Consider the following 24,455-nt stretch of genomic DNA (forward strand, 5'->3'; position numbering starts at 1 on the left):
CGAGACTCCTCCGGTGAAAATAGCCTTAGTACACATGCGCCATGCCGCCTCTGGGGGTACCGAGCGTTTTCTCAACGAGCTAGCGCGCTACTTAGCTGAGCGAGGCGAGGATGTTTCAATTATCTGCCGATCCCATGTGGCGCCCTCGCATCCGGCCATTCGGTTTGTTCGCCTGCGTCCTTTTAGCATAGGCAAAGCTCAGCGAATGTGGCGCTTTGCTTGTGCCGTAGAGCGCCACATCAAGGCGGCTGACTATGATCTAGTCTACGGACTAGGTAAGACCTGGACCCATGACATGCTACGTATCGGTGGCGGCACTGTTCATCATCATCTAGCCTCAAAACCTAGTCGACAGCGGCGGCGCAAGGACAAGATAGCTGCTCGTATTGAGGCAAAAGCTATGGCCCCCGGCGCCTATTATCATGTGGTCTCGAACTCCCATCAAAGTGATAGCGAAATCGCCGAAGCTTACGGCGTACCTGCCGGAAAACGCTCGGTGATCCACAACTTTGTAGATACCCGCCGCTTCGATCGTGAACGACTCAGCGGTGACGCGCGGGCTCTAGCCTGTGAGCTAGGGATTAACGGAGATACACCTGTATTTCTGTTTCTAGGCACCGGTTATCAGCGGAAAGGGCTAGATTCCGCGCTAGAGGCATTCGCCAGACTTGATATTAACGCCACCCTGCTAGTAGTGGGCCGCGACTCCCAGCAGGCTAAATATCAAGAGTACGCTCGGCAATTGGGTATTGAGGAAAAATGCTGTTTCCTCGGAGAGCAGTCGTCCCCGGAATGTTATTTTTCTCTGGCTGATTGCTACGTGCTGCCAGCGCGTTACGAACCATTCGGTTTTACCGTACTTGAGGCGCTGGCCTGCGGTACGCCAGTCATCACCACCGCAAGCTGCGGTGCCAGAGAGGTTGTAACTGCGGATGTAGCAACGGTTATTGACAGGACCGATAACATTCAGGCACTGACTGGCGCCATGGCCCATTGGGCCGGTTGCAAAGGCGATGCGGTACTTCAGAAGCGCTGTCGTGAGTTGGCGCTGACGCTGGATGTTGAGAGCATCATGGTTCAAAATTACCAATGTATTCTAAATGTGTACAAGTTAAAACAGGCGGCCAAATGTCGGTTGTAAGCGAGTGGCATATTATTGGCCGGGGAGACGAACGAACTTGCTACCAGCACCCAGACGACCACGCTCGCTGCGTCAAGCTCAGCCTGCTGACGAAAGCCAAGCAGACTCGCCGCGAGCTGCGCTATTTCCGTCGTTTGCAGCGCCAAGGAGTGCCTTTCACTTTAATCCCTGAATTCTTCGGGGTGGTGAAAGATACGGAAGTGATCGGTATTGAGCAGCAGTTGGTACTTGATGATCAGGGAAATCTGCCTCCCAATGTCGCGGAATACCTTTCTGCGCCGCTGACACGGCACCAGGCAGACCGCTTCTGGGCCGGACTTTGTGCACTCAAGACCTACCTGCTGACCTATACTGTGGTGCCTTGCGATCTGGTGATGAGCAACCTGCTAGTGATTGAGCGGACGAATGCCACCACCGTCATGCTGATTGACGGCTTGGGTTCCTCTGAGTTTATTCCACTGTCAGAATATATACCTTGGCTTGGGCGACGCAAGATCCGTCGTAAGTGGGCAAAATTCATGGCCAAAACAGTCATTCCGCGCTTTGCTGCTACTCAAAGCCATCAGCCTTTATATCCAGTGTAGATGCACTGAGCCGCGCATGCAGCCGCCTCTGGTGCAGTAAACTTATTTAACGACTTCTCCAACCGTTTTAAATTACCCCCTTGCCACTTACCTGCCCTCCGAAGGCGGCAGCGATCAAGGTCAATTAACCAGGGCATACCGGTTGGATCGATTAGGATATTGCGGGCGTTCAAGTCGACATGGTCAAGCCCTGCTTGATGAAAACGTCGTATCATCACGCCTACACGTTGCAGCAGCGTTTCATCGGCCAGGTTGTCGACCAGTAGTTCCGCGAGTGCTTTAGCACCGGCTATGCGCACAGTGATCAATGCAGCTTCATACGTAAGCCCGTAACAGGTTACACAGCTTGCCACTGGGCGGGGAACGGGCAGTCCCTGCTCGAACAGTGTGGTGGTTAAGCGCAGTTCACGAAATGCCCGGGTGTGCTCAGCCCCGGTCCATAAGTAGCGTTTTTCACTGAGCTTGGCCATCATACCGCCCCGGCGATAGGGTCTTAGCACCCATTGTTCGGTAGGGGCTGCCTGTAAAAATAGGCTGCTACCCCGGCCCGGTGCTTCACCCACTACTAAGCCTTGTTCACGCCAATAGTCGGCTGTGAACAAAGCAGGACCAATTTGGTGTGTACCCGGCGCGTCACATAAACTGTCTACATCATGTAAAATCAGTCCATTTTTCTGCCGGAGTGCCGCTAAGCGCATGAAGCCCTCTCTGCCTGTTCAGCCTAACCACATTGCCATTTTGCGCCTCTCCGCCCTGGGAGATGTGTGCAATCTCGTGCCCACGGTGCGGGCGTTGCAGCGCCAATGGCCCGACGCGCGCATTACCTGGATTATTGGTAAGGGGGAGCACAGTCTACTGGCGGGGCTTTCCGGGGTCGAGTTCATTGTTTACGACAAAGCGACCGGGATTGCCGGTATGCGTGCGCTCTGGCGACAGCTCGCCGATACGCGCTTCGATGTACTGCTGCATATGCAGCAGGCCATCCGGGCCAGCCTACTGTCGCTCGGGTTGAAGGCCAACGTGCGTGTGGGCTATGACAAAGCACGTGCCAAAGATGCCCAGCACTGGTTCACCCAGTACCAGCTCGCGCCGCATCCTAATGCTCATGTGCTGGAGTCCTTTATGGACTTCGCCCGGGTGCTCGGGGTCGAGGATAACCGCTTGGAATGGGGTTTGCCGGTGACGGACACGGCACGCAATGAAGCACAGGTCATCAGTGGTGAAGCACCTTACCTAGTGATCAACCCCTGCAGCAATGTACGTCTGCGTAACTTTCGCAACTGGTCGGTAGAAGGTTATGCCAGCGTGATTGAGCACGCGTGGGTGCAGTACGGCCTCAAAAGCGTGCTGACCGGAGGCGGTAGCGCCCTGGAGCGTGAAATTGGCGATCAAATTGAAGCGCTCTGCCAACCTGGCAGTGTGATTAACGCGATCGGTGGAACCTCTCTAAAAGGTGTATTGGCGCTAATTGACCAAGCCCAAGCGGTGATAGCACCTGATACCGGGCCTATTCATATGGCCAACGCCATGGGCACCCCGGCATTGGGGCTCTATGCGTCGACCAACCCCCAGCGCGCCGCGCCCTATTTGTGGCGTGAGTTTGCGGTCAACGCCTATCCCGAGGCGGTACGCACCTATCTGCATAAATCGGTCGATGAGGTAAGTTGGGGGCAGCGGGTACGCCACCCCAGCGCCATGATGCTAATTAAAGCCGACGACGTTATCGCCAAGCTAGATGCACTGCTGGCGCATACTACTTCAAACGCCAGCCCAAGGAGCATCGATGAAAATTGATTTAACCGCCTTAGAGAATGCCCGCGTGCTGGTCGTAGGGGACGTGATGTTGGACCGTTACTGGCATGGCGGTACCTCGCGTATATCACCTGAAGCACCCGTGCCGGTGGTACGTGTGGAAGATGTTGAAGACCGTCCAGGCGGCGCGGCCAACGTGGCGCTAAATATTACCTCACTGGGGGCCCAAGCTGTGCTCGGGGGCCTGATCGGTACTGATGAAAATGCACATATTTTACAAGCCAGCTTAACTGCTTCAGGAGTAAGTACTCACTTTCAGCGCAGCACCGAAATACCCACAATCACTAAGCTTCGTGTGATGAGCCGCAACCAGCAATTGCTGCGCCTGGATTTCGAGCAACATTTGGACAGTGTCGATACTTGTGAGCTCGTGGCCCAGGTCGAAAAGGTACTACCCGAGTGCGACGTGTTGATTCTTTCCGACTACGGCAAAGGCACGCTGAACCAAGTCGAGAACCTAATTGCCAGCGCACGAGCCCAGGGCAAACGGGTATTGATTGACCCGAAGGGGCAAGATTTCAGCAAATACCGTGGGGCGAGTTTAATCACTCCCAATTTGACTGAATTTGAAACGGTAGTCGGCCCCTGTGCCACCGATGCTGAACTATCCAGCCGGGGCGAAGCGCTGCGCGCTGAACTGGAACTGGAAGCGCTACTCATTACTCGCAGCGAAAAAGGTATGACGCTGATACGCGAAGGGCACGCGCCGCTGCACTTACCTACCCGTGCTCAGGAAGTCTTCGATGTCACCGGGGCGGGGGACACTGTTATTGGCCTAATGGGGTTGGCATTAGCGTCGGGTCATGCCTTTCCTGAAGCAATGATGCTAGCGAACCTGGGTGCAGGACTGGTAGTAGCCAAGCCGGGCACGGCCACGCTCTCGATCGCTGAACTCTATACGGCGCTACACGGCGATAAGCTGGCCGAGTTTGGCGTGATTGAGCCGAATATATTGATTGAGGCGGTGCGGGCTGCTCAACTGCGTGGTGAACGGGTGGTGATGACCAACGGCTGTTTCGATATTTTGCATGCGGGCCATGTCGCCTACCTGGAGCAGGCCAAACGCCTGGGTGATCGTTTGATTGTCGCGGTAAACGATGACGCCTCCATTGGCCGCCTAAAAGGGCCTAAGCGGCCAATCAATCCGTTAAACCGGCGTATGCAAGTATTGGCAGGGTTGGGCGCTGTCGACTGGGTGGTACCGTTCAGTGATGACACTCCCCAAGCGCTGATCGAAGCGGTATTACCGGATATTTTAGTCAAAGGGGGAGATTACCGGCCCGAAGATATCGCCGGCGGCGCGGCGGTTATCGCTAATGGTGGCGAAGTTAAAGTGCTGGGCTTTGAGGATGGCGTGTCAACGTCGGCGATGATTAGCTCCATCCTGGATCGCGAACGCTAATGGCTTCACCTACTTGGCCTCGGCTTGCCTATTCAGCGGCGCTTTATGCGCTCTCACCGCTGATTGGCTGGCGTATTTGGCGTGAGCAGGTGCCCACTTACTCGCGATTACAGCGGCTGGGGATACGCCTTGAGCCATTGCCTGAAGCACCACGCATTTGGCTGCACTGCGCCTCGGTGGGAGAAGTGCGCGCCGCTCGACCACTGATCGAAGGGCTATTAGCAAGTTATCCCGCGCATAGTCTGCTGATTACCACTATGACCGCTACCGGTGCCCAACAGTCCCATTCAATCATCAACGAACAAGCCGCAGCTGACCAAGCCAGGCTAAGCCATCGTTTTCTACCGCTGGATTTCCCTGGTGCTGCCAAGCGCTTTTTACGCAGCGTTCAGCCCGAACTCGCGATCCTGTTTGAAACCGAGCTGTGGCCCAACCTGATTCACGCCTGTCGCCAGCAGGGAGTGCCCGTGGCGATCGTGAATGGGCGCTTATCGCCCCGTGCCTTTAAACGTTACCAACGCTTATGGTCGTTGATGGCCAGTACGCTTGCTGATATTAGCTGGCTAGCCGCTAAATCAACGGCAGATGCCGAGCGCTTTAAAGCCCTTGGGAGCCGCGCGGAAATGACTAGCACGGTCGGCTCGCTTAAATTTGAGATAGCCAGCCAAAACAGTAATCTCAAAGAGGGTGAGCGCTTACATCAAGAATGGGGTGAGCGGCCGGTCTGGGTGGCGGGGTCCACCCGAGATGGTGAAGAAGCGCTGTTGCTCAAGGCCCATCGCCAAGTACTTGCGCGCTACCCTAATGCGCTGCTGGTGCTAGTGCCGCGCCATCCTCAGCGCTTTGATGAGGTAGCGAAGCTTTGCAACATTGAAGGCTGGACATTAAGTCGCCGTAGCCAGCAGCAGTCGGTGACGGCGCAAACTCAGGTTTACCTAGGAGATACGCTAGGTGAGTTGGCAGCGCTTTATGCAGCAGGCAGTGTGGCCTTTGTTGGTGGCAGTCTCGTGTCATTGGGGGGGCACAATGTGCTTGAACCGGCTGCGTTAGGGAGGCCGGTACTTAGCGGCTCTTCGATTGAGAACTTTGCCGATGTGGTTGAGCCGCTGCAAGCGGTAGGTTCGCTAACCTTGGTCGATAGCCCGGACGCCCTGGCAGATGCCTTGATAGGCTACTTTGCCGCCCCAGGAAAAGCCTACCAAGCGGGGCGAGCAGGGCGCGCAGCGATTGAAACCCAAAAAGGTGCCCTGGCCCGAACGCTGACTGGCTTGGCGGGACTGTTGCCCACGTAACGCAGCGCCTTTACTGCGCCGTTTTATGAAGTCGCTATGCGCTCAACGCCGTCACTTTTACCTAACAGAAGAATATCGGCGCCTCGGGCGGCAAACAGGCCATTGGTGACCACTCCGACGATAGCGTTGATACGCGCTTCCATGGCCACCGGGTCTGCGATCATAAATTCATAGCAGTCGATAATTTGGTTGCCATTGTCGGTGACCACACCCTGGCGGTAAACCGGCTCCGCTCCTAGGGCCACTAATTCGCGGGCAACATAAGAGCGTGCCATGGGAATCACTTCTACCGGCAGTGGAAAATGACCTAGCTGAGACACGTACTTTGAGCCATCAGCGATGCAAATAAAACGCTCGGCGCAGGCCGCCACGATCTTTTCGCGGGTGAGCGCTGCTCCACCGCCTTTAATCATATGTAAGTTAGCATTTACTTCGTCTGCGCCATCTATATAAAAAGGCACGGTGCCGACACTGTTGAGCTCAAAAACCTCGATGCCCAAGGCTTCAAGGCGCTTGGCGCTTGCTTCTGAACTGGCCACGGCGCCTTTAAACAAATGGCGCAGTGGCCCCAGGCGATCGATAAACAGGTTGGCCGTTGAGCCTGTACCAATACCTAAGATGGTATCCTTTTCCAGCGTTGATTTGATTTCTGCAATGGCGGCATCCGCCACGGCGGCTTTCAGTTCATCCTGGTTCATAAAGTGTCAGCCTAGTGAGTCAGTCTAGTGTGAGTCAGAAAAGAGTTAGTGGCGCTAGTATAACGACCTAGACGCCACTAGGCGTAATCTGCTACCAATAAAAGCTTTTGTCCGTTCACGTTCTTCCCTTGGGATACCCGCATGCTCGAAGCAACCGTCAAAAAGATCCTCCAAGCCCGTGTATATGAAGCCGCTTGTGAGACCCCGATTTCCCCTGCCCCCTTTTTGTCGCGTCGTTTCAACAACCAGATTTTGATCAAGCGCGAAGATCTGCAACCGGTGTTTTCATTCAAAATCCGTGGCGCTTATAACAAAATGGCGCAGCTCAGCCAGGCGCAAAAAGACAAAGGCGTGATCGCCGCTTCCGCCGGTAACCACGCTCAAGGCTTGGCAATGGCCGCTAAACTGATGGGCGTCAAAGCCGTTATCGTAATGCCCAGAATTACGCCGGATATCAAAGTGCAGGCGGTGCGTGCTCGGGGAGCAAAGGTCATCCTTAAAGGCGATGCCTTTGCTGCTGCTGCCGAGCATGCCCAAGAGTTAATTAAAGAGCACGGCTATACCTATATTCCGCCATTTGACGATATTGACGTGGTGGCGGGTCAAGGCACCATCGGCGTGGAAATCCTGCGCCAGCACGCGGGGCGGCTAGATGCCATTTTTGTGCCAGTGGGCGGCGGTGGATTGATTGCAGGGGTGGCAGCCTACGTTAAATACCTGCGTCCGGATATCAAAGTCATCGGGGTAGAAGCGGAAGACAGCGCCTGCCTCAAAGCGGCGCTGGAAGCCGGTGAGCGAGTGGTGCTTGACCAAGTGGGTGTGTTTGCCGAAGGTGTCGCGGTCGCGCAGATTGGCGAAGTGCCGTTTTCACTGATTCAAGGCCTCATCGATGAAGTGATTACCGTCAATACCGATGAAATGTGCGCAGCGGTCAAAGATATTTTCGAGGATACCCGTGCGGTGGCGGAAACCTCTGGCGCGCTCTCGCTCGCAGGGCTGAAAAAATATATTCAGCAGACCGGCGCTGAAGGCGAGACGCTGCTGTGCATTAATTCGGGGGCAAATACCAACTTTGATCGCCTGCAGCATATCGCTGAGCGCACGGAGCTGGGCGAACAGCGTGAGGCCATTTTGGCGGTAACGATCGCCGAGAAACCCGGCAGCTTTAAAAAGTTCTGCCGAACGCTGGGTAAGCGCATGGTGACTGAGTTTAGCTATCGCTATGCCGATAACAGCGAAGCGCATATCTATGTCGGTGTTCAGGTCAAGCCCGGTGGTGAAGACCGCCAAGCCGTGATTGATAAGCTGCGTGAGGGTGGCTATCAAGTGGAAGACCTTACCGATAATGAATTGGCGAAGCTGCATATTCGCCACCTAAGTGGCGGTCGCCCCAGCGAGCGTTTTGAAGAAGAGGTGTATCGCTTTGAGTTCCCCGAACGCCCGGGCGCGTTAATGAATTTTTTAACGCAACTACCCCACGACTGGAATATTTCGTTGTTCCATTATCGCAATCACGGTGCTGCGTATGGTCGGGTACTGGTGGGCATGCAAGTGCCGAATGGTGATCGCACTCATGTCGCTGAGTACTTAGACGCTATTGGCTACCGCTACTGGCGTGAAAGCGATAACCCGGCTTATCGACTGTTCATGGCGTAGTACTGGCAGGCGTGAGTAAAACCCTGTGTGTAAGTGGTTGCTTACTCTGGATGCCAGAGCAGTCAGTAACATAACGTTACTAAAATGTTTAAAATGAGACTGGAAAATGCCGTTCAAGGTGTTGTCAGGAATGGCCTTCACGCCCTATAGTCGTGAGCGGAAATAATCAAATCCTCCATCTCTTTTGCGATAGCTAAAGATGGTAGATTTAACACATTCGGCAACGGCAAAGGTGTTGGAGAAGCGGCATGCGGCGTAAGAAGCCTGATATGGTAATGGCGTTGTTGGTGGTATTTGCATTAGGGGTGCTCGCCACCGGTTATGCGCAGGCGTTGTCGGGAAGTTAATCCCAACAATTAAGCTGCTGCAACGCTGTTAACCCGGCTGACAGATATCAGATGAGAGGGCTGATCCTTTATGGGCTCGGCCCTTTTTTATGGCCAATTTTTAAGGACAGTTTTTAAGAACAGTTTTTAAGAACAGTTTTTAAGAACAACTATTGGCGGCGTACATAACCTTGATCACTGACCACTACTTGCAAGGGTACATCCCACGGTTCAACAGGCAAAGAAGCCACCTGCTGGCAGGCATGAGCGACACCGATCAGCGTAGGCGCTGGGCCGGGGCGGTGCATGAACGCCAAACTACGGTCGTAAAAACCGCCACCCATGCCCATACGGTTAGCGCTATTATCAAAGCCCACCAACGGCACAATCAGCGTATCTAGCGCCCACGCCGGTAGTCGGTTGCGTCGCTGAGCGCCAAAGCGTAAATCAGGCTCCCAAATACCAAAGCGGTTTTTTACCATTGGAGTGCCCGAGTGATAAGCGACAAACCAGAGCGCATTAGCGCTAAATGGTCGTAAGACAGGTAAATAGACCTCGACCTTACGCTTGCGCAGCCAGGGGAGGAGTGGCATCGGATCAATTTCACCGTTGACGGGCAGGTAGAGGCTTATGCGCCGTGCGCGGCGTATTTCAGGCAGGGTTTTTAATTGCTGACACAAGCGCTGGGCCGCAAGGCGCTGCTCATGCTGAGAAAGGGCTTGGCGTTGGCGACGCAAGGAGCGTCTTAACGCACGCTTGTCATCGTCCTGATAGAGGCTTTCCATGCATATGATCTCGCATATCCTATGTCCCCTCATAGCCGATGTTCTCGGATACGAGGTGTTCTCCAGAGTGCCGCTGCCGTTCTGGCCCTGAACCTACTGGTTCAGGTGGGTGGCCGCAGCCAGACCGTCAGGCTTTCCGACGCACGGACATGCACACGGGTCTGGCTAGCATTTGGCCCCCTGGGTATTACGCATAGGCTCGAGGGACTATAACGACTGGCGCACACCCCAGAGAACTCCGCCATCCTAACAGAGCGATGGCTAATGCCAAAGGGCTGGGTTAAAACGTTTGCAGAGCTTTTAGGGTATTTGCTGCGTATTCAAACAATGCCTAGGACTGGCGTGTTTTGGCCAGTGCGCGTTCAAGGCGATCATTTAAACGGTTTAGGTTCTCTTCACCTGCCCGATGTTCATCCATGGCTTCAAGAAGCTCATGGGTGATATTGAGTGCGGCCATGATGGCAACACGTTCACTGCCCAGTACGCTGCTTTGGGCATTAATCCCCTGCATAGCACGATCAAGATAGCGTGCGGCGCGGTCAAGCTTGGCTTCTTCGCCCGTGTCGCAAGCAATAATGTAGCCGCGCCCTAACAGGGTTATTTCTTTGGTTGGCCGCTTGGCGTTACTCATTAAAGACTCCAGCACGGGCCAGCAAGGGGCCCAATGCGTTAACATCACAGCATAGGAAGATAGGTATCGCCTCACTATAAGAGAGGCGCTTGTGCGCGGTCAACGCGCAAGCGCTGCGGCAGGCATCATTATCAACGCCCTATCACTCCACGCCCAGTACAGTAAATGGAAACGAGGTTTTAACTACTATGTCATTGATTGATGAGCGCCAGGATTTTTCTGACGTCGCCGACGTTTTTCTACTGCACGGCAGCATGCAATCGCCGGCTTTCTTGGATGGCCGCTTGTGTGCCCTACTGGCACTGCGCGACGTAAGTGCAGAAGCCTGGTTAGACGAAGTCTGCCAGAGCCTAGGCGTCGAGCAGCCCCGCGACCCAGCCAGCGCCGAGCGCCTGCTGGGCTGGCGGCGGCAAACCTTAGAGGCGCTAAGCGCCAGCGACCTGGATTATATGCCGCTGCTACCCGACGAGCTGTTCTCGTTGGGCGAACAGGCGCAGGGCCTGAAGGAGTGGACGCTAGGCTTTATCGAAGTGGTCGATGAGGTCGCAGACAATGAACTGCGCGAGCGTTGGTCACAGGCTTTGCGCGAGGCACTTAGTGACCTGGAGGGGCTAGGCCGAATCGATACCGATATTGACGATAGCCCAGAAAATGAAAACGACCTATTTGCACTGACTGAGCATGCGCGCATGGCCGCTATGTTGCTGTATACCGAGCAACATCCCGGCATGCCGCAAGTCGAGCAAACCGACGCGCCCGTTCATTAATCATGCTGCCAGGAGACGACATGTTGCCCGAGATGTTACCTCGCCCCCCCGCCATCAGCGTGACGGAGTACCGGCAACGCCGCGACGCCCTAATAGCCCAACTGCCGGATAATGCCGCCGTGGTGCTACCCGGCGCTGGGCTGATAACCCGCTCACGGGACAGTGAATTCGCCTTCCGGCAAAACAGCGATTTTTACTACCTGACCGGCATTCGTGAACCGGACGCCCTGCTGGTGCTGCTGCCTGGGCGTGCTGAAGGCGAAAGCGTAGTGTTTTGTCAGGATCGCGACCCTACCATGGAAGCGTGGACTGGTCGCCGACTAGGGGCAGCTGGGGTGGTGTGTGAACACGGCATCGACCAGGCATTTGAAAATAGTGAGCGCGACGAGCTGCTAGTTAACTTGCTTGCCGGTCGTGAACTGCTCTATTTACCGCTCGATAATGGCGAAGCAGTGGCAATGGCCGAAGAGGCCTTAAACGATGCACAGGCAGGGATTCGACGCGGGCGGCCAGCGTTAAAAGGCTGGCTGGATATCAGCCCGTTGATACACGCCATGCGGCTGATCAAAAGCGACGCTGAGGTCGCTTTGCTGCGCCATGCGGCGCGAGTATCCGCCCGTGCTCATCGGCGTGCCATGCAGGTATCCCGCCCTGGGCTTAGCGAATTTCAGCTTCAGGCTGAACTAGAACATGAGTTTGTTTGGCAAGGGGCTAGCGGGCCAGCCTACAGTACTATCGTTGGGAGCGGTGCCAACGCCTGCGTGCTGCACTATATTGAAAACAGCGCGCCGTTGAGTGATGACGGCTTAGTGTTGATTGATGCGGGCGCCGAGTTTGAGCTGTATGCCGGTGACATCACCCGTACGTTTCCGGTCGCTGGACGATTTAGTGATGCGCAGCGGGCACTTTATCAAATAGTGCTTAACGCCCAGCAGCGCGCTGTTAGCGCCATTCAGCCCGGTGCTACTCTTGCTGATATCCATCAGGGTGTGGTGCATGATTTAACTGCTGGACTGATAGAGCTTGGCCTGCTGGAAGGCGACTTGCAGGCGCGCATCGACGATGAAAGTTATCGACGCTTCTATTTGCATTCAACCTCACACTGGTTGGGGCTGGACGTACATGATGTTGGCATCTACCGACTGGATGAACAAACGCCTCTCCCTCTGGCGCCAGGCATGGTACTTACCGTAGAACCTGGCCTCTATATTCCGAACGATGACGATATTCCTGACGCCTATCAGGGTATTGGTATTCGTATTGAAGACAATATCGTCGTCACTAACGAAGGTCATGAAGTGCTGACTGCCGATGTGCCAAAACAAATTGCTGAAATCGAAGCATTAATGGCTAAAAAATAACCAGCTTTTAGCAGGCTGTTTTTCTATTATGTAAATTACGTTACGAATTATAGATTGCCCCTAGGGCGTGGCGGCGATGAGAGGGAGAAGCCGATGCAAGGGTCTAGTCAAAAAGCTGGAAGTACGCTGACCCACGACATTGTGATTGTGGGCGGTGGTCTAGTAGGCGCCAGCTTAGGCTGCGCTCTAGCACCGCTGATTGAGCGCTATGGCTGGCGCGTGGCGGTTATCGAGTCGGCACCGCTAACAGCGCAATCGCTGGAAAGCGCTTGGCAGCCCAGTTTTGATGCGCGGGCCAGCGCGATTGCAGAAGGTTCCGCCCAGCGTTTCCAACAATTGGGTGTTTGGGAGGCAATGCGTACAGAGGCTACTCCTATTAAGCGTATTCATATCAGTGAGCGTGGCCGCCTGGGAGCGACACGTCTGAATGCTGCCGAGCTGGGTGTCGCGGCGCTGGGGCACGTAATCCCCAATGCATGGATGGGCCGTGTCCTTCACCAACGGCTTGCCCAGCTATCGTTGGAGTGGCATTGCCCCGCGAAAGTTGAGCAGCTTACCCCCATAGCAGGTGGGCATCATTTGCAGCTTTCGGATGGTAGCCAGCTTACTGCCGGGTTAACGGTACTGGCGGATGGAGGGCGATCAGGGCTCAAAGAGCAACTGGGCATTAGCAGCCGCCGGGAGTCTTATGAGCAAACGGCGCTTATCGCACACGTCGGCGTCAGCCAACCTCATAATGGGGTCGCTTACGAGCGCTTTACCGAACAAGGGCCAATGGCGCTATTACCGCTGCCGGGTCAAGCCATGGAGTTGATTTGGACACATCCAAGCGGCCGAGAAAAAGCACGCATGGCGCTGCCTGAACGTGAATTCCTGCTGCAACTCCAGCAAGCTTTTGGCGACCGGGCAGGGCGTTTTACTCAGATAGGCGCTCGGCATGCTTATCCACTTTCGTTGGTAACGGCTGAAGAGCCGGTGCGCCCTGGGCTTGCGGTGTTAGGAAACGCCGCCCACGCCTTGCATCCGGTTGCAGGGCAAGGGTTTAATCTGGCCCTGCGCGGGGTAATGGATCTTGTCGAAGCATTGGAGCAAGGCGAACTGGCGAAGCGGCCGCTGGGTGATATGGTCACACTGCAAGCTTTTGAGAAGCAGCGCGCACGCGATCGCGCCAACGTGATTCGATTTAGCGATGGATTGGTGCGGCTCTTCGGACACTCTTTTCCACTGTTGCCCCATGCCCGCGCTGCAGGATTAATAGGCCTGAATCTTGTGGGGCCGCTGAGACGGGGGCTAGCTAGGCGCGCGATGGGCTTAGAACGCTAAGCCTTTAACTCTCAGGTCACTAAAAGGAACGCTATGCATACATCTACTGCGAAACCGCTGGTTGAGTGCTTCGAGGCGGTCATTGTGGGTGGCGGTATGGTGGGCACCGCACTCTGTGCGCTGTTAGCGCAGGCAGGCATGCAAGTGGCGTTGGTCGAGTCTCAATCGTCGCCGCTAAGCGTGGAAAAGACCACAAGCAAGCTGCCCGCCCCGCGCGTAAGTGCCTTAACGCCTGTCTCACAGCGCTTATTAGCCTATTTGGGGGCTTGGCCCGCCATGCAGCAAGCTCGGGTAACTCCCTACCGAGGTATGCAGGTATGGGATGCCGAAGGCAGCGGTGAAATCGCTTTTTCTGCTGATGAGGCGGGTGTGGCAGAGCTCGGGCATATTGTAGAGAACTCGATCACGCTGGCCGCCTTGAACAGTCAAATCATTGATCAACCAAACGTCACCACCTTTTTTGGCGTTCGTCTGCAGGCATTGCAGCGCGCGAACGGCCATGCTGCTGATGGCAATAGTGCTCGCGGCGATTGGTTGTTACTTGAAGACGGGCGCCAGTTACATGCGCCGCTAATAGTAGCAGCCGATGGTGCCCATTCCACCTTGCGCGAAATGGCGGGTATTGAGGTGGCTAGCGACGATATGCATCAGCACGCTGTGGTGACGACGGTGCGATGTGAGAAACCACATGGCAGTGCAGCACGGCAAGCATTTATTGACGGACGTCCGCTAGCATTTCTGCCGCTAACAGTCGAAGGCGACGATCATTACTGCTCAATCGTCTGGTCGACCACTGCCAAGCACGCCACTGAGCTGAGTGAATTGCCCCGTGAAGCCCTTGGGCAGGCGCTGGGGGAGGCGTTTGGTCATCGCCTGGGCGATGTAACCGTCTGTGATAAAGCCCATCGTTTTCCGTTAGTGCAGCGCCATGCCCGCCACTATGTGCAGCCGCATTTCGCGCTGGTGGGGGACGCTGCCCACAGCATTCATCCATTAGCTGGCCAGGGAGTGAATCTGGGGCTGATGGATGCGGCGGTGCTGGCTGAAGAGGTGATACACGCTTGGCAGCGCGGCGCGCCCTGGGGAGAACTAAGTACCTTGAAGCGCTACGAGCGGCGGCGGCGCTTTGATAACAGCGCCATGCTGGGGCTAATGAAGGGGTTCAAAGTACTGTTTGGCAGCCATGACCCAGCGTTGACGCTGGTGCGTAACTTGGGCATGAGTGGCATGAATCAGGTGGTGCCATTGAAGCGCGTATTGATGCGGCAGGCGACTGGAGAGCGCGGCCGCCTGCCGCTTACTTGCCGTTAAATCAGGCTGTTGCTAACGCCGCTGGCGATCCACCACATTAAGTGCTTTAAGTAGATTGAGTGCTTCGCTGAGCTGGTAGTCATTGAGTAGCCGCTCGGCCATTTCCTGGCGATCACGGGGCGCCTGCTGGGCGCTTAAGTGGCCTTCAAGGTCGGCTTCGCGAATTTCACGGCGGCTTTCGGCCACTTCTAAGCGGCCACGCACGACATCGACATCGGGCTCGATGCCTTGGGCCTGAATAGAGCGCCCGTTGGGAGTGTAATAGAGTGCTGTCGTAAGCTTCAGACCTTCGCCATTGCCTAGCGGCATAATCTGTTGCACTGATCCCTTACCAAAACTATCGGTACCCATAATCACGCCGCGCCGCTGATCCTGCAGCGCACCGGCGACAATTTCCGCCGCTGACGCACTGCCGCCGTTGATCAGTACTACCAGTGGGACATCGCCGGCGGGCGTGGTGGGCGAGGCTGAAAACGACATTTCAGTATCCGAGAGGCGCCCCTCGGTATACACGATTAAGCCTTCATCCAGGAACAGGTCGGCAATGCCGACGGCGGCTTGTAATACGCCGCCGGGATTATTACGTAAATCGAGTATCAACCCTTCTAAAGGTTGTTCGCGAGCCATCAGCTCAAGCGCTTCGCGAGCCTGTTCCGGTGTGCGCGACTGGAACTGACTAACACGCAGGTAGCCATAACCGGGCTCGAGCAGCTCATGTTTAACGCTTTCGCTGCGAATAACCTCGCGGGTCAGAATAAATTCCCGCGGCGAGTCTTCGCCTGAACGCAGCACGCTAATGCGTAGATCGGTGCCCGGCTCGCCGCGCATCAGGGTGACGGCTTCTTGCAAGGACATGTTGTCGGTTGGCGTGCCGTCAATGGCAACGATAATATCGCGAGACAATAACCCGGCCCGCGAAGCAGGAGTATCATCAATCGGCGTAATGACCATCAACTGACCATTCTCCATTCCTACTTCGATACCAATGCCGCCAAATTCGCCCTGGGTCGACTCACGTAGGCTTTGGTACTCTTCCTCATCCAAGTAGGCGGAGTGGGGGTCAAGCTCGCTCAACATGCCGCGCATGGCGTTACGTAGCAGTGTGCGATCATCGACTTCCTCTACGTAGGCACGCTTAATGCGCTCAAACACCTCTGCGAAGGTCTGAATATCTTCAAGGGGTAGTTCGTCAGAGACAGGGTCATCCACCACATCGCTACTGGCTGGTTGGGCAAGTAACGGTAGCGGGGCCGACAGTAAAACAATCGGAAGCAGGGTAGCCAAGAGGCGCTTGGCGGGGGGTGATACCCCGGTAACAGATAGCGTCATGCAGACTCCGCAAGGCGTTAGGTGACGCCGTTGCGCGCCACCTTGAGATATTAGTTGAAATAACAATAACAGCTGAGACATCTATAGTAGTGCAGCTTATCCCGTCAACGACGCGCAATCCAACGCTGGGGGTTAATTGGTTCACCGCCACGGCGCACTTCAAAATAGAGCGCTGCACGGGTCTGGCCACCACTGACACCGACACGACCGATTTCATCACCTCGGCTGACCTGCTGCCCCGGCCTGGCGCTAAACTGCTGCAGGTGGGCATGCAGCGTCATGATCTGGTCGCCATGGTCAATAATAAGTAGATTACCAAACCCTCGCATCCAGTCGGCAAATACCACGCGGCCAGTATGAACAGCGTTGACTGGGGTGCCTGCGCTGGCTTGAATCACAATACCGTTATAGTGCACGCCATCACGGTGGTGAAAACTACTACTGATGGAGCCTTGTACCGGCCAAGGTAAATCACCTTGGGTACTGACAATATGCGTAGTAGGCGTAGGTTCGGCAAGTTTTGCCATCTCCGCCTGGATATTGCGCAGCACCCGTTCGGCTTCTTCGCGGCTTTGATTGAGGTCGGCCAGCCTCTCCTCTTCGCTGCCGTAGCGGTCATCCAGGTTAGAAACAACGCCACGCCGTTCGGTCGTGCGCTCGGCAAGCAGCGCACTTTGCTTTTCTAACTCGTCGGCCAACGTATCGAGGCGGGCCTGTCGCTCGCTTAGCTCTTTCTGGGTATCGGCGAGCGCCGTATCGAGGCGGGCGATAGCATTTAAGCGGCGATTGCGCGCTTCCGTTAGCCGATTCATATACGCCTGCATACGATCAAGCTCGGACGGGTCACCCTGGTTAAGCAGCAGTTTGAGCTGCGGGGTTGGGCCTAGTCGGTAAAGTGCTGAAAGCTGTTGGCCTAACGCGGCATACTGATCATCGCGTTCACTCTCAAGCCGGTCGCGGTGCTGGCGTAGCTGGGTCGTTTCATCATTTAGCTGGCGGCGTTCAGCTTGCAACGTGTCTAAGCGCTGATGCGTCTCAGCAAGTTCGGTTTCGACCTGCTGAAGCTCGCGTTCGGCGTCATCGCGAGCTTGGCCGGTGGCACTGAGGCGCTGGGCGACAGACTCGATCTCCTGGCCAATCGCATCCAACTGCTGGCGCGCCGCTCCTTCATCCTGTTGGGCGATACCCGCTGGCGCATAAACGAGCGCCAGCAGGAGTACCCCTGCCACATGCCAGCAAATGCGCATTATTTAAAGTGAATCAATGATTTTCCAGTCATCGCCTCGGGCTGTTGCTGATCCATCATGGCCAGCAGGGTGGGCGCTAGGTCGCATAGTTTGCCTTCCTCAAGCGTGGCAGGGCGTTCACCGGCGTAAATAAGCGGCACCACAAAGGTGGTGTGGGCGGTTTGCGGTGCGCCGGTTTCGGGATGAACCATTTGTTCAGCATTGCCGTGGTCGGCGGTAATCAAGCAGGCGCCACCCGCACGTTCGATGGCTTCAACGACACGACCCACGCAGGTATCGACGGTTTCAATGGCTTTTACCGCCGCGTCAAAGTCCCCGGTATGGCCGACCATATCGCCGTTGGCGTAGTTGCACACGATCAGATCGAAGCGGTCGTCATCAATGGCCTCTACCAGTTTGTCGGTGATCTCAAAGGCACTCATTTCAGGCTTTTCATCGTAAGTACGCACATCACGTGGCGAGGGCACCAGAATCCGCTCTTCGCCTTCGTACTCAGCTTCATTACCGCCTGAAAAGAAAAACGTCACGTGGGGGTACTTCTCGGTTTCGGCAATACGTAGCTGTTTCAAGCCGCGCTTGGCGACGACTTCCCCCAGAGTGTCGTTGAGATCCGACGGTGGGAAGGCGGCAGGCGCAGGAATGTCAGCGGCGTACTGGGTCATCATTACCAGCCCTTTACCGGCAAGCTTGGGGCATGCCCGCCGCTCAAAGCCGTTGAAATCCGGCTCGACCAAGGCACGTGTTAACTCACGGGCGCGGTCAGAGCGGAAATTAAGAAAAATTGCGGCGTCGCCATCCTGCAGGGTGATCGGGTCTTCACCAAGCGGTATGCTGCTGGCTGCCACGAATTCGTCGGTTTCGCCGCGCTGGTAAGCGTCGCGTAGCGCGGTTTCTGCGCTGGTGGCGTAGTGCTCCGCCTGGCCATCGGTTAGCAGCCGATACGCTTGTTCAACCCGCTCCCAGCGGTTGTCGCGATCCATGGCGTAAAAGCGCCCGATAATCGAGGCAACAAAGCCATTATCAGCGCCCACCAGTTCAGCTAGGCGAGCATTGGCCCGCTCTATCGATGAAAGGGCGCTTTGCGGCGGCATATCGCGACCATCGAGAAAGGCATGAATAAAAATACGCTGGGCACCGCGGCGTGCGGCCAGTTCGGCCATGGCTATAAAGTGGTCTTCATGGCTGTGGACGCCGCCGGGGGAGAGCAGGCCAATCAGATGTACCGGCTTGCCGTTGGCGACGGCTTCATCAATCGGCTGGGTAAGATTTTCATTGATATCCAGGTCGCCGTCTTCAATCGCTTTGCTGATGCGGGTGAAGTCCTGATATACGATACGCCCGGCACCAATATTCATATGCCCAACTTCCGAGTTACCCATTTGGCCTTCGGGGAGACCTACGTTCAGGCCATCGGTATGAACGAAGGTGTGCGGGCGGTTTTCCCACAATTTATCCAACACCGGTTTATGGGCAGCAGCGACGGCATTATGGGCGCCATCGGGGTTGTGGCCGTAGCCATCGAGAATAATCAGCGCCACGGGGCGCGGGGTACGTGACGTATCCATAAAAAACCTCGTTAAGATTGGCAAACCGAGCGACGCGAACATTCGGGGTCGCGACGGGCGCACGCTTGGGGCATCATAACGCAGGCAACTGCCAGGCGTCATGATTCAGGAGCCTGTCCGGCTTAACCCTGATCTACTGCGAATCCCGGTATTTTGGCCAACTTTAGTCGATCGATTTCGTTAAATAGCGCGCTATTCGCCTCAATCGATCGGTAAATTTGGCTCAAAATCCGTGCTTCTCGCGACGATCGGCCAAGCCGGACAGGCTCCGAGGCCTGCGCGGGAAGCTATCTGACGTGTATACTTGTCGCGTTTTGGCAGCGGTTAGGCCGCTTTTTTCTGCATTGACCAAGAGATTGTGTTCGCGATGATCGATCAGGTATTCGAATTCGTACAGAACCACCCCCTGCTAGTCGGGGCATTTTTGCTGGTGCTAATCGCGTGGATTATTTATGAAACGCGCAGCGCCTCTACAAATGCACTGAATGCCTCGCAGGCCACTCAGCTTATTAACCGCGAAGATGCGGTGGTGCTGGACATCCGTGAAAGCAAAGACTTCAAAGCCGGGCATATCGCGGGGGCACGCAATATTCCGCAGAGCAACCTCGATAGCCGCATGAACGAACTGGATAAAGTGAAAGCCCAGCCGATCATCGTGGTATGCAAGCACGGCCAAAGTTCTGGCGCGGCACAGGCCAAGCTCACCAAAGCAGGCTTTGAACGTGCTTACAAGCTGAGAGGCGGTATGGCGCAGTGGCAAGGCGATGGCCTTCCGGTGGTTAAGAAGTAAGCGACGTTACTTTTATTTAATCAACAATCAGGAGTTTTATCATGGCGGAAGATAACAATACCCCACAGGCCGGTGCCGCAACGGATGAAAAGCCGCAGCTGAAGTTTTCGCTGCAGCGTATTTATGTAAAAGATATTTCGTTTGAAGCGCCGAATTCGCCTTCGGTATTTAAGCAGGCGTTCAAACCCAAGGTGAACCTGGATCTGAATACCACCAGCACCAAGATTGCCGATGACCAGTACGAAGTCGTGGTCAAAGTGACCGCTCAGGTGAACGACAACGAAACCGGCACAACGTCTTTCCTGGCCGAAGTTGAGCAGGCCGGCCTGTTCCGCATTGCGGGTATCGAAGGCGCACAACTGGATCAAACGCTAGGTGCCTTCTGCCCTAACCTGCTGTTCCCTTATGCCCGCGAGTGCGTAGATAACCTGGTCAACCGTGGTGGTTTCCCGCCGCTAATGCTGGCGCCGGTTAACTTCGAAGCGATGTACGCCCAGCGTAAGCAGCGTGAAGCCAAGCAAGCCGAAGAGAACACCCACTAAGCGATGTCGGAAACCATGCAAGCACCGCCAGCTGCTGATTGGTACGCCCAGCATGGCAAAATGCCACGCCTCTATGTGCCTGCTGATTTTGTGGCAGGTGGGGAGCTGGCACTGCCGGAAGGGCCGGCTCGTCATGTCACCCGTGTATTGCGCATGGGGGAAGGCGCGCCGCTGGTGCTATTTGACGGCCAAGGTCTTGAGGCAGGGGTGCGCTTGGTGGACGTTAGCCGCAAGCAGACGCTAGCGCGGGTCGAAGCGGTGTGGTCGGGTAGTGGTGAATCGCCACTGTCCGTCCATTTAGGCCAAGCCATCTCTAAAGGCGACCGAATGGATTACGCCATTCAAAAAGCCGTCGAGTTGGGTGTTGCGGCCATTACACCGCTTTACACCGAGCGTGGCGATGTGAGATTGAAAGGCGACCGTGAAGATAAAAAGCTGGCCCACTGGCAGGCGGTGGCTGCCAGCGCCTGCGAGCAAAGCGGGCGAGCGGTAGTGCCGCCAGTGCATCCGGCTATGGCACTTCAAGCATGGCTTGCAGAGCGACGGGAGCCGCTGCGCTTGATGCTGCATCTAGCGACTGGTAATGCGTTTGATCGCCAAGAGCGACCAGCGTCAGTAGCGCTGCTGATTGGTCCGGAAGGCGGTTTAAGCGAGAGTGATATCGCGGCTGCCCACACCGCTGACTTTACGCCGCTGACACTCGGTCCACGGGTGTTGCGTACGGAGACGGCACCAATAGTGGCGCTTTCCCTGCTACAGCATTACTTTGGCGATTTGTAAGTACTTACTACCCATCAAGGCCCTATCAAACTGATTTTTCCCTTCCTTCGTTTGCCCCTGAACTCTGTGTCGCTGGTGCCTGTCCATTTCGATATGCCTGCTGAAGCCCCTTAAGCACGATGGGCTTAAGCATGGGTAGCGTTTCGCCCGATAACCCACTGATCACCGTTAAACGGAGGTGTCGGCCACGTGCGTAGCCTAGCCAGCAGGGCAGCCATATCGGTACGGGCGGGCTATCCAGCACCTGGGTTCGCCAGTGGCGCGGAGTGGCTATGCGTTCCCATAGCCACATTCTGTCCAACGCTTTTGGCGTTGGTGGTGAACCGTTATCAATTTTAACGCCTGCACTGGGCTTTTCTTTTTGAGCGGGCAGTTCTGCACCCACCAACAGCAGTGCGCGGCGCATTTCCTGAACAGAGAGTAACCACGCCCCTGGCTCATCATCAGCCATGCCCAAGCCAGCGGCCCACAGGCGAACCCAGGCAGGTTCGCAAGCGTGAGCCCCTAGGCGTTGTAGTCGCTTTTGAGCGGCGGTCACATCAATCTGCCGGGCTAGCGTTAAGCACTCAACCATTCGCCCACCACTCATTCGCCCAACCCTGTAGAAGCGCTAACATGCCCAGCATGATGCAAAACCAAATAAATAAGCCGATACAGCGTCTGCGCGTCAGGCGGGCCTCTTTGCCAATCACCTGGGCGTTATTAGCTCGTGCTGCCAGCACGGCCTGCATGTCCGGTGCGGCTTCCGCCATCATCACATCGCTTAACTGTTCTTGGCTGGGTGCGGGAGCCGTAAGGCTAACGAGATAGCCAACGCTCATCGATACTGCCACCCCGACCGTGTTGTTATACAGCCAGGAGATATCGAGGAATACTGACACTGCCCACACGGCACACATACCGACAATGAGCCCCGCCATCGCGCCGCGCGCATTGGTGCGGTGGCTGAGAATAGCCAGCAGGAAGGTGCCGAGCAGAGCGCCGTAGAACCATGAGCCGATTTGGTTGACCGCTTCGATCACGGGGCCCAGGTTGCCTGCAAAAAAAGCAAACAGCGTGGCATAGAGCCCCCAGAAAATGGTGGCCATTCGTGATGCTTTCAGATAGTGAGCATCGCTGGCGTTGGGTTTGATATAGCGGCTATAAAAGTCACGAACGGTCACTGCTGAGAGTGAATTTAGCGCTGAGTCGAGGCTCGACATGGCCGCGGCAAATACCCCGGCAATCACCAAACCGGCCATGCCCGAGGGAAAGGCGTTGACGACATAGCGTGGCAGCAGCTCGTTGAGATCCTCGGGAGGCGTTAGCCCGTGCTGTTGGTAGTAGGTCGCCAAGATGATGCCAATGAATAGAAACAGCAGCATTTGCGGAATCAACAGATAGCCACCGATCAGCAACGAGCGCTGGGCATCGAGCACCGAGGGGCTGGAGAGCACTCGCTGGATTTGGCTCTGATCGGTGCCGAAGTAGGCCACATGAAGAAAAAAACCGCCGAACAGGCCTGCCCATAGCGAATAGGTCACGCTGGGGTCAAAGGATAAATCGATGGCATCAAACATCCCGCTGGCCGCGCCGAAGTCGAAGACATCGCCCCAACCGCCGGGTAGGCTGGTCACTAAAAAGAAGATGCTGAACAGTGCGCCAAGCCAGAGCACGAACATTTGCAACACGTCGGTCCAAATTACCGCACTGATACCGCCCATTACGGTATAGCTGATCGCCAGTACCGCCATGATGATAATAGTGAGGTTGACGCTCCAGCCGGTCACGACCGCAAGCACCAACGCTGGCGCGTAAAGCACCACCCCAGTGGCGAGGCCGCGGGCAATCAGAAACAGCAGGGCGGTTAATGTGCGCGTTGCCGGGCCGAAACGACGCTCTAGCAGTTCGTAAATACTGTAGATGCCCGCGCGGTGGAAAATAGGTACCAACACCAAAATCAACACGATCATGGCCAAGGGCACATTGATAAACGTTACCAGGCGTTCAAGGCCGCCCTCGAAGCCCCAGCCAGGCGCCCCGATAAAGGTGATGGCGCTGGCTTGGGTCGCCATGACCGACAGGCCAATGGCCCAGCCGGGAATTTTGCGACCGCCTAGAAAATAGTCCTCAGGGTTATGCTGATCTTTACCGAATCGTGAACCAATCCAGGCGATTAAGCTGATGTAACCAATCAACACTACCGTATCAAAAAGCGTGAACCCTTCCATGTTCGCTCCTATACGCCTAATTTGGGCTAGTGTTTTGATAGTAGCAGGTTGTGCGTTGTTTGCTTTCGCATGAGCCTTAAGCGTTTTTCGCCACTGAAACGACAACTCGCTTTGCCCTGCGTGTGCCAGACACACATAATGGTGTTCTATATTTCTTGAAGGACGACAGCCATGGTGCGTGAGTCACACTCATCCCCTCGATCCGCCAGCGATGCAGCCGCCCAGTTGGGGGAAGTGGCGTACCTGACAGTGACAGCGGTCAATAACATCGGTGCTTTTTTGCAGTGGGGACAGCCAAAAGATGTGCTGTTGCCGTTTAGTGAGCAGCATTTTCGCCCAGATGCCGGTAAGCGCGTATTGGTCATGCTGTATAGCGATGACCAAGGACGGCCGGTCGCTACGATGAAGCTGGATCGCTTTTTGACGGACGATGCCTGGGCGTTGGAAAAAGGTGATGAAGTAGCCGTCGTGGTAGCTGATCGTACCGATTTGGGTATGAAAGTGGTGGTGAATCACCGTTATTGGGGGCTTATTTACCAGGATGATGTGACTCAGCCATTGCGTCGTGGCCAATCAGTTAAAGGCTATGTGAAGCAGCGGCGTGAAGATGGTCGCCTCAATATCTCGCTGTTACCGCCAGGCGCAGCCCGGCTAGATGTAGTCGGTAACAAGGTTCTGCAAGCACTGCGGGAAAGCGGTGGCTATTTAGCGCTGGGGGATAAAAGCCCTGCCCATGAAGTTAAAGCGCGCTTAGGGGTCAGTAAAAGTGCTTATAAACAAGCGATTGGCCGGCTTTACAAGCAGCAGTTGATCACGTTAGAGCCTGATGCTATTCGCTTGGTGCCTGGCGCACTTAGCGAGTAGTTAGCGGGGGCAGTTGGAGCCGGGCGGGCAGTGCGGCAT

General features: G+C 55.7%; 23 protein-coding genes and 1 other RNA gene. 14 read left to right on the plus strand and 10 right to left on the minus strand.

The window, feature by feature from the left end; translation table 11 throughout:
* The first annotated feature begins 13 nt into the window (after window positions 1–13).
* Both ACW44H_RS00075 and ACW44H_RS00080 read left to right on the plus strand, forming a co-directional pair.
* Window positions 14–1,141 carry a glycosyltransferase family 4 protein gene (locus ACW44H_RS00075; protein ID WP_457506142.1) on the plus strand — a complete coding sequence of 376 codons (1,128 nt, stop codon included), beginning with the start codon at window positions 14–16 and terminating at the stop codon, window positions 1,139–1,141.
* Entirely contained in the window at window positions 1,129–1,725 is a 597-nt protein-coding gene (locus ACW44H_RS00080) for a YrbL family protein (protein WP_457506143.1), read from the plus strand. The genes ACW44H_RS00075 and ACW44H_RS00080 overlap by 13 nt, the downstream gene beginning before the upstream one ends.
* Here the strand turns inward: ACW44H_RS00080 and ACW44H_RS00085 are convergent.
* Entirely contained in the window at window positions 1,704–2,423 is a 720-nt protein-coding gene (locus ACW44H_RS00085; protein ID WP_457506144.1) for a 3-deoxy-D-manno-octulosonic acid kinase, read from the minus strand. The genes ACW44H_RS00080 and ACW44H_RS00085 overlap by 22 nt on opposite strands.
* Between ACW44H_RS00085 and ACW44H_RS00090 the strand changes: the two genes are divergently transcribed.
* Genes ACW44H_RS00090 through waaA form a run of 3 tightly spaced genes read left to right on the plus strand, consistent with a single transcriptional unit; the run spans window position 2,422 to window position 6,231 of the window.
* On the plus strand, window positions 2,422–3,519 hold the full coding sequence (locus ACW44H_RS00090) for a glycosyltransferase family 9 protein (protein WP_113270239.1): 1,098 nt from the start codon (window positions 2,422–2,424) through the stop codon (window positions 3,517–3,519). The genes ACW44H_RS00085 and ACW44H_RS00090 overlap by 2 nt on opposite strands.
* Window positions 3,509–4,939, plus strand: a complete 1,431-nt coding sequence (gene hldE, locus ACW44H_RS00095; RefSeq protein WP_457506145.1) for a bifunctional D-glycero-beta-D-manno-heptose-7-phosphate kinase/D-glycero-beta-D-manno-heptose 1-phosphate adenylyltransferase HldE — start codon at window positions 3,509–3,511, stop codon at window positions 4,937–4,939. Before ACW44H_RS00090 ends, hldE begins: the two co-directional genes overlap by 11 nt.
* Window positions 4,939–6,231 carry a lipid IV(A) 3-deoxy-D-manno-octulosonic acid transferase gene (waaA, locus tag ACW44H_RS00100; protein ID WP_457506146.1) on the plus strand — a complete coding sequence of 431 codons (1,293 nt, stop codon included), beginning with the start codon at window positions 4,939–4,941 and terminating at the stop codon, window positions 6,229–6,231. The genes hldE and waaA overlap by 1 nt, the downstream gene beginning before the upstream one ends.
* Before the next feature lie 23 nt (window positions 6,232–6,254).
* On the opposite strand, the gene rpiA is transcribed toward waaA, so the two are convergent.
* Window positions 6,255–6,929 carry a ribose-5-phosphate isomerase RpiA gene (gene rpiA / locus ACW44H_RS00105; protein ID WP_113270242.1) on the minus strand — a complete coding sequence of 225 codons (675 nt, stop codon included), beginning with the start codon at window positions 6,927–6,929 and terminating at the stop codon, window positions 6,255–6,257.
* Window positions 6,930–7,070: 141 nt separating this feature from the next.
* On the opposite strand from rpiA, the gene ilvA reads away from it, so the two are divergent.
* Entirely contained in the window at window positions 7,071–8,585 is a 1,515-nt protein-coding gene (ilvA, locus tag ACW44H_RS00110; RefSeq protein ID WP_113270243.1) for a threonine ammonia-lyase, biosynthetic, read from the plus strand.
* Between the two features lie 496 nt (window positions 8,586–9,081).
* Here ilvA and ACW44H_RS00115 read toward each other — a convergent pair whose 3' ends face one another.
* The 3 genes from ACW44H_RS00115 to ACW44H_RS00125 all read right to left on the minus strand — a co-directional run bounded on the left by ACW44H_RS00115 (window position 9,082) and on the right by ACW44H_RS00125 (window position 10,327).
* A complete protein-coding gene (locus tag ACW44H_RS00115; protein WP_457506147.1) occupies window positions 9,082–9,696 on the minus strand; it encodes a 5-formyltetrahydrofolate cyclo-ligase in 615 nt (204 codons plus the stop codon).
* Between the two features lie 55 nt (window positions 9,697–9,751).
* Window positions 9,752–9,934, minus strand: a non-coding RNA gene (gene ssrS / locus ACW44H_RS00120) — 6S RNA.
* Between the two features lie 93 nt (window positions 9,935–10,027).
* Window positions 10,028–10,327: a cell division protein ZapA gene (locus ACW44H_RS00125; RefSeq protein ID WP_113270245.1), complete on the minus strand. Its 300-nt coding sequence runs from the start codon at window positions 10,325–10,327 to the stop codon at window positions 10,028–10,030.
* A gap of 188 nt (window positions 10,328–10,515) precedes the next feature.
* Here ACW44H_RS00125 and ACW44H_RS00130 point away from each other — a divergent pair, with 188 nt between their 5' ends.
* The 4 genes from ACW44H_RS00130 to ACW44H_RS00145 all read left to right on the plus strand — a co-directional run bounded on the left by ACW44H_RS00130 (window position 10,516) and on the right by ACW44H_RS00145 (window position 15,089).
* Window positions 10,516–11,094, plus strand: a complete 579-nt coding sequence (locus ACW44H_RS00130; protein WP_457506148.1) for a UPF0149 family protein — start codon at window positions 10,516–10,518, stop codon at window positions 11,092–11,094.
* Window positions 11,095–11,114: 20 nt separating this feature from the next.
* Entirely contained in the window at window positions 11,115–12,455 is a 1,341-nt protein-coding gene (pepP, locus tag ACW44H_RS00135) for a Xaa-Pro aminopeptidase (RefSeq protein WP_457506149.1), read from the plus strand.
* Between the two features lie 93 nt (window positions 12,456–12,548).
* Window positions 12,549–13,778 carry a 2-octaprenyl-6-methoxyphenyl hydroxylase gene (gene ubiH / locus ACW44H_RS00140; RefSeq protein WP_457506150.1) on the plus strand — a complete coding sequence of 410 codons (1,230 nt, stop codon included), beginning with the start codon at window positions 12,549–12,551 and terminating at the stop codon, window positions 13,776–13,778.
* Window positions 13,779–13,811: 33 nt separating this feature from the next.
* Entirely contained in the window at window positions 13,812–15,089 is a 1,278-nt protein-coding gene (locus ACW44H_RS00145) for a UbiH/UbiF/VisC/COQ6 family ubiquinone biosynthesis hydroxylase (RefSeq protein WP_457506151.1), read from the plus strand.
* A gap of 12 nt (window positions 15,090–15,101) precedes the next feature.
* On the opposite strand, the gene ACW44H_RS00150 is transcribed toward ACW44H_RS00145, so the two are convergent.
* The 3 genes from ACW44H_RS00150 to gpmI form a co-directional block, all read right to left on the minus strand.
* Window positions 15,102–16,418 (minus strand): S41 family peptidase, encoded by a 1,317-nt coding sequence (locus ACW44H_RS00150; RefSeq protein ID WP_447046280.1) that lies wholly within the window; start codon window positions 16,416–16,418, stop codon window positions 15,102–15,104.
* 104 nt (window positions 16,419–16,522) lie between these two features.
* Window positions 16,523–17,665 carry a murein hydrolase activator EnvC family protein gene (locus ACW44H_RS00155; RefSeq protein ID WP_457506152.1) on the minus strand — a complete coding sequence of 381 codons (1,143 nt, stop codon included), beginning with the start codon at window positions 17,663–17,665 and terminating at the stop codon, window positions 16,523–16,525.
* Window positions 17,665–19,230, minus strand: a complete 1,566-nt coding sequence (gene gpmI, locus ACW44H_RS00160; RefSeq protein ID WP_457506153.1) for a 2,3-bisphosphoglycerate-independent phosphoglycerate mutase — start codon at window positions 19,228–19,230, stop codon at window positions 17,665–17,667. Before gpmI ends, ACW44H_RS00155 begins: the two co-directional genes overlap by 1 nt.
* 367 nt (window positions 19,231–19,597) lie before the next feature.
* Between gpmI and ACW44H_RS00165 the strand changes: the two genes are divergently transcribed.
* From ACW44H_RS00165 to ACW44H_RS00175, 3 genes are read left to right on the plus strand one after another with little or no spacing between them, the layout of a single operon-like run.
* Window positions 19,598–20,020, plus strand: coding sequence for a rhodanese-like domain-containing protein (locus tag ACW44H_RS00165; RefSeq protein ID WP_113270253.1), 423 nt, complete (start codon window positions 19,598–19,600; stop codon window positions 20,018–20,020).
* A 41-nt stretch (window positions 20,021–20,061) separates the two neighbouring features.
* Window positions 20,062–20,562 carry a protein-export chaperone SecB gene (gene secB, locus ACW44H_RS00170; protein WP_035556433.1) on the plus strand — a complete coding sequence of 167 codons (501 nt, stop codon included), beginning with the start codon at window positions 20,062–20,064 and terminating at the stop codon, window positions 20,560–20,562.
* 3 nt (window positions 20,563–20,565) lie between these two features.
* Window positions 20,566–21,342 (plus strand): 16S rRNA (uracil(1498)-N(3))-methyltransferase, encoded by a 777-nt coding sequence (locus ACW44H_RS00175; protein WP_457506154.1) that lies wholly within the window; start codon window positions 20,566–20,568, stop codon window positions 21,340–21,342.
* Window positions 21,343–21,367: 25 nt separating this feature from the next.
* Here ACW44H_RS00175 and ACW44H_RS00180 read toward each other — a convergent pair whose 3' ends face one another.
* Window positions 21,368–21,916 (minus strand): hypothetical protein, encoded by a 549-nt coding sequence (locus ACW44H_RS00180; protein ID WP_457506155.1) that lies wholly within the window; start codon window positions 21,914–21,916, stop codon window positions 21,368–21,370.
* Window positions 21,909–23,552 carry a sodium:solute symporter gene (locus ACW44H_RS00185; RefSeq protein WP_457506156.1) on the minus strand — a complete coding sequence of 548 codons (1,644 nt, stop codon included), beginning with the start codon at window positions 23,550–23,552 and terminating at the stop codon, window positions 21,909–21,911. The genes ACW44H_RS00180 and ACW44H_RS00185 overlap by 8 nt, the downstream gene beginning before the upstream one ends.
* 171 nt (window positions 23,553–23,723) lie before the next feature.
* Here ACW44H_RS00185 and ACW44H_RS00190 point away from each other — a divergent pair, with 171 nt between their 5' ends.
* Window positions 23,724–24,416: a CvfB family protein gene (locus tag ACW44H_RS00190; protein WP_113270257.1), complete on the plus strand. Its 693-nt coding sequence runs from the start codon at window positions 23,724–23,726 to the stop codon at window positions 24,414–24,416.
* Window positions 24,417–24,455 lie beyond the last annotated feature (39 nt).

This window comes from Vreelandella sulfidaeris Esulfide1, assembly GCF_054072535.1.

What these genes read in the sequence shown, in the direction of transcription:
- ACW44H_RS00190 (WP_113270257.1), top strand. Translation starts at nt 23,724, where the DNA reads ATGGTGCGTGAGTCACACTCATCCCCTCGATCCGCCAGCGATGCAGCC.
- ACW44H_RS00185 (WP_457506156.1), bottom strand. Translation starts at nt 23,552, where the DNA reads ATGGAAGGGTTCACGCTTTTTGATACGGTAGTGTTGATTGGTTACATC.
- ACW44H_RS00165 (WP_113270253.1), top strand. Translation starts at nt 19,598, where the DNA reads ATGATCGATCAGGTATTCGAATTCGTACAGAACCACCCCCTGCTAGTC.
- hldE (WP_457506145.1), top strand. Translation starts at nt 3,509, where the DNA reads ATGAAAATTGATTTAACCGCCTTAGAGAATGCCCGCGTGCTGGTCGTA.
- ACW44H_RS00150 (WP_447046280.1), bottom strand. Translation starts at nt 16,418, where the DNA reads ATGACGCTATCTGTTACCGGGGTATCACCCCCCGCCAAGCGCCTCTTG.
- ACW44H_RS00080 (WP_457506143.1), top strand. Translation starts at nt 1,129, where the DNA reads ATGTCGGTTGTAAGCGAGTGGCATATTATTGGCCGGGGAGACGAACGA.
- ACW44H_RS00125 (WP_113270245.1), bottom strand. Translation starts at nt 10,327, where the DNA reads ATGAGTAACGCCAAGCGGCCAACCAAAGAAATAACCCTGTTAGGGCGC.
- ubiH (WP_457506150.1), top strand. Translation starts at nt 12,549, where the DNA reads ATGCAAGGGTCTAGTCAAAAAGCTGGAAGTACGCTGACCCACGACATT.
- ACW44H_RS00175 (WP_457506154.1), top strand. Translation starts at nt 20,566, where the DNA reads ATGTCGGAAACCATGCAAGCACCGCCAGCTGCTGATTGGTACGCCCAG.
- ACW44H_RS00155 (WP_457506152.1), bottom strand. Translation starts at nt 17,665, where the DNA reads ATGCGCATTTGCTGGCATGTGGCAGGGGTACTCCTGCTGGCGCTCGTT.
- ACW44H_RS00145 (WP_457506151.1), top strand. Translation starts at nt 13,812, where the DNA reads ATGCATACATCTACTGCGAAACCGCTGGTTGAGTGCTTCGAGGCGGTC.
- ACW44H_RS00130 (WP_457506148.1), top strand. Translation starts at nt 10,516, where the DNA reads ATGTCATTGATTGATGAGCGCCAGGATTTTTCTGACGTCGCCGACGTT.
- secB (WP_035556433.1), top strand. Translation starts at nt 20,062, where the DNA reads ATGGCGGAAGATAACAATACCCCACAGGCCGGTGCCGCAACGGATGAA.
- pepP (WP_457506149.1), top strand. Translation starts at nt 11,115, where the DNA reads ATGTTGCCCGAGATGTTACCTCGCCCCCCCGCCATCAGCGTGACGGAG.
- ACW44H_RS00180 (WP_457506155.1), bottom strand. Translation starts at nt 21,916, where the DNA reads ATGGTTGAGTGCTTAACGCTAGCCCGGCAGATTGATGTGACCGCCGCT.
- ACW44H_RS00085 (WP_457506144.1), bottom strand. Translation starts at nt 2,423, where the DNA reads ATGCGCTTAGCGGCACTCCGGCAGAAAAATGGACTGATTTTACATGAT.
- waaA (WP_457506146.1), top strand. Translation starts at nt 4,939, where the DNA reads ATGGCTTCACCTACTTGGCCTCGGCTTGCCTATTCAGCGGCGCTTTAT.
- ACW44H_RS00090 (WP_113270239.1), top strand. Translation starts at nt 2,422, where the DNA reads ATGAAGCCCTCTCTGCCTGTTCAGCCTAACCACATTGCCATTTTGCGC.
- ACW44H_RS00115 (WP_457506147.1), bottom strand. Translation starts at nt 9,696, where the DNA reads ATGGAAAGCCTCTATCAGGACGATGACAAGCGTGCGTTAAGACGCTCC.
- gpmI (WP_457506153.1), bottom strand. Translation starts at nt 19,230, where the DNA reads ATGGATACGTCACGTACCCCGCGCCCCGTGGCGCTGATTATTCTCGAT.
- rpiA (WP_113270242.1), bottom strand. Translation starts at nt 6,929, where the DNA reads ATGAACCAGGATGAACTGAAAGCCGCCGTGGCGGATGCCGCCATTGCA.
- ilvA (WP_113270243.1), top strand. Translation starts at nt 7,071, where the DNA reads ATGCTCGAAGCAACCGTCAAAAAGATCCTCCAAGCCCGTGTATATGAA.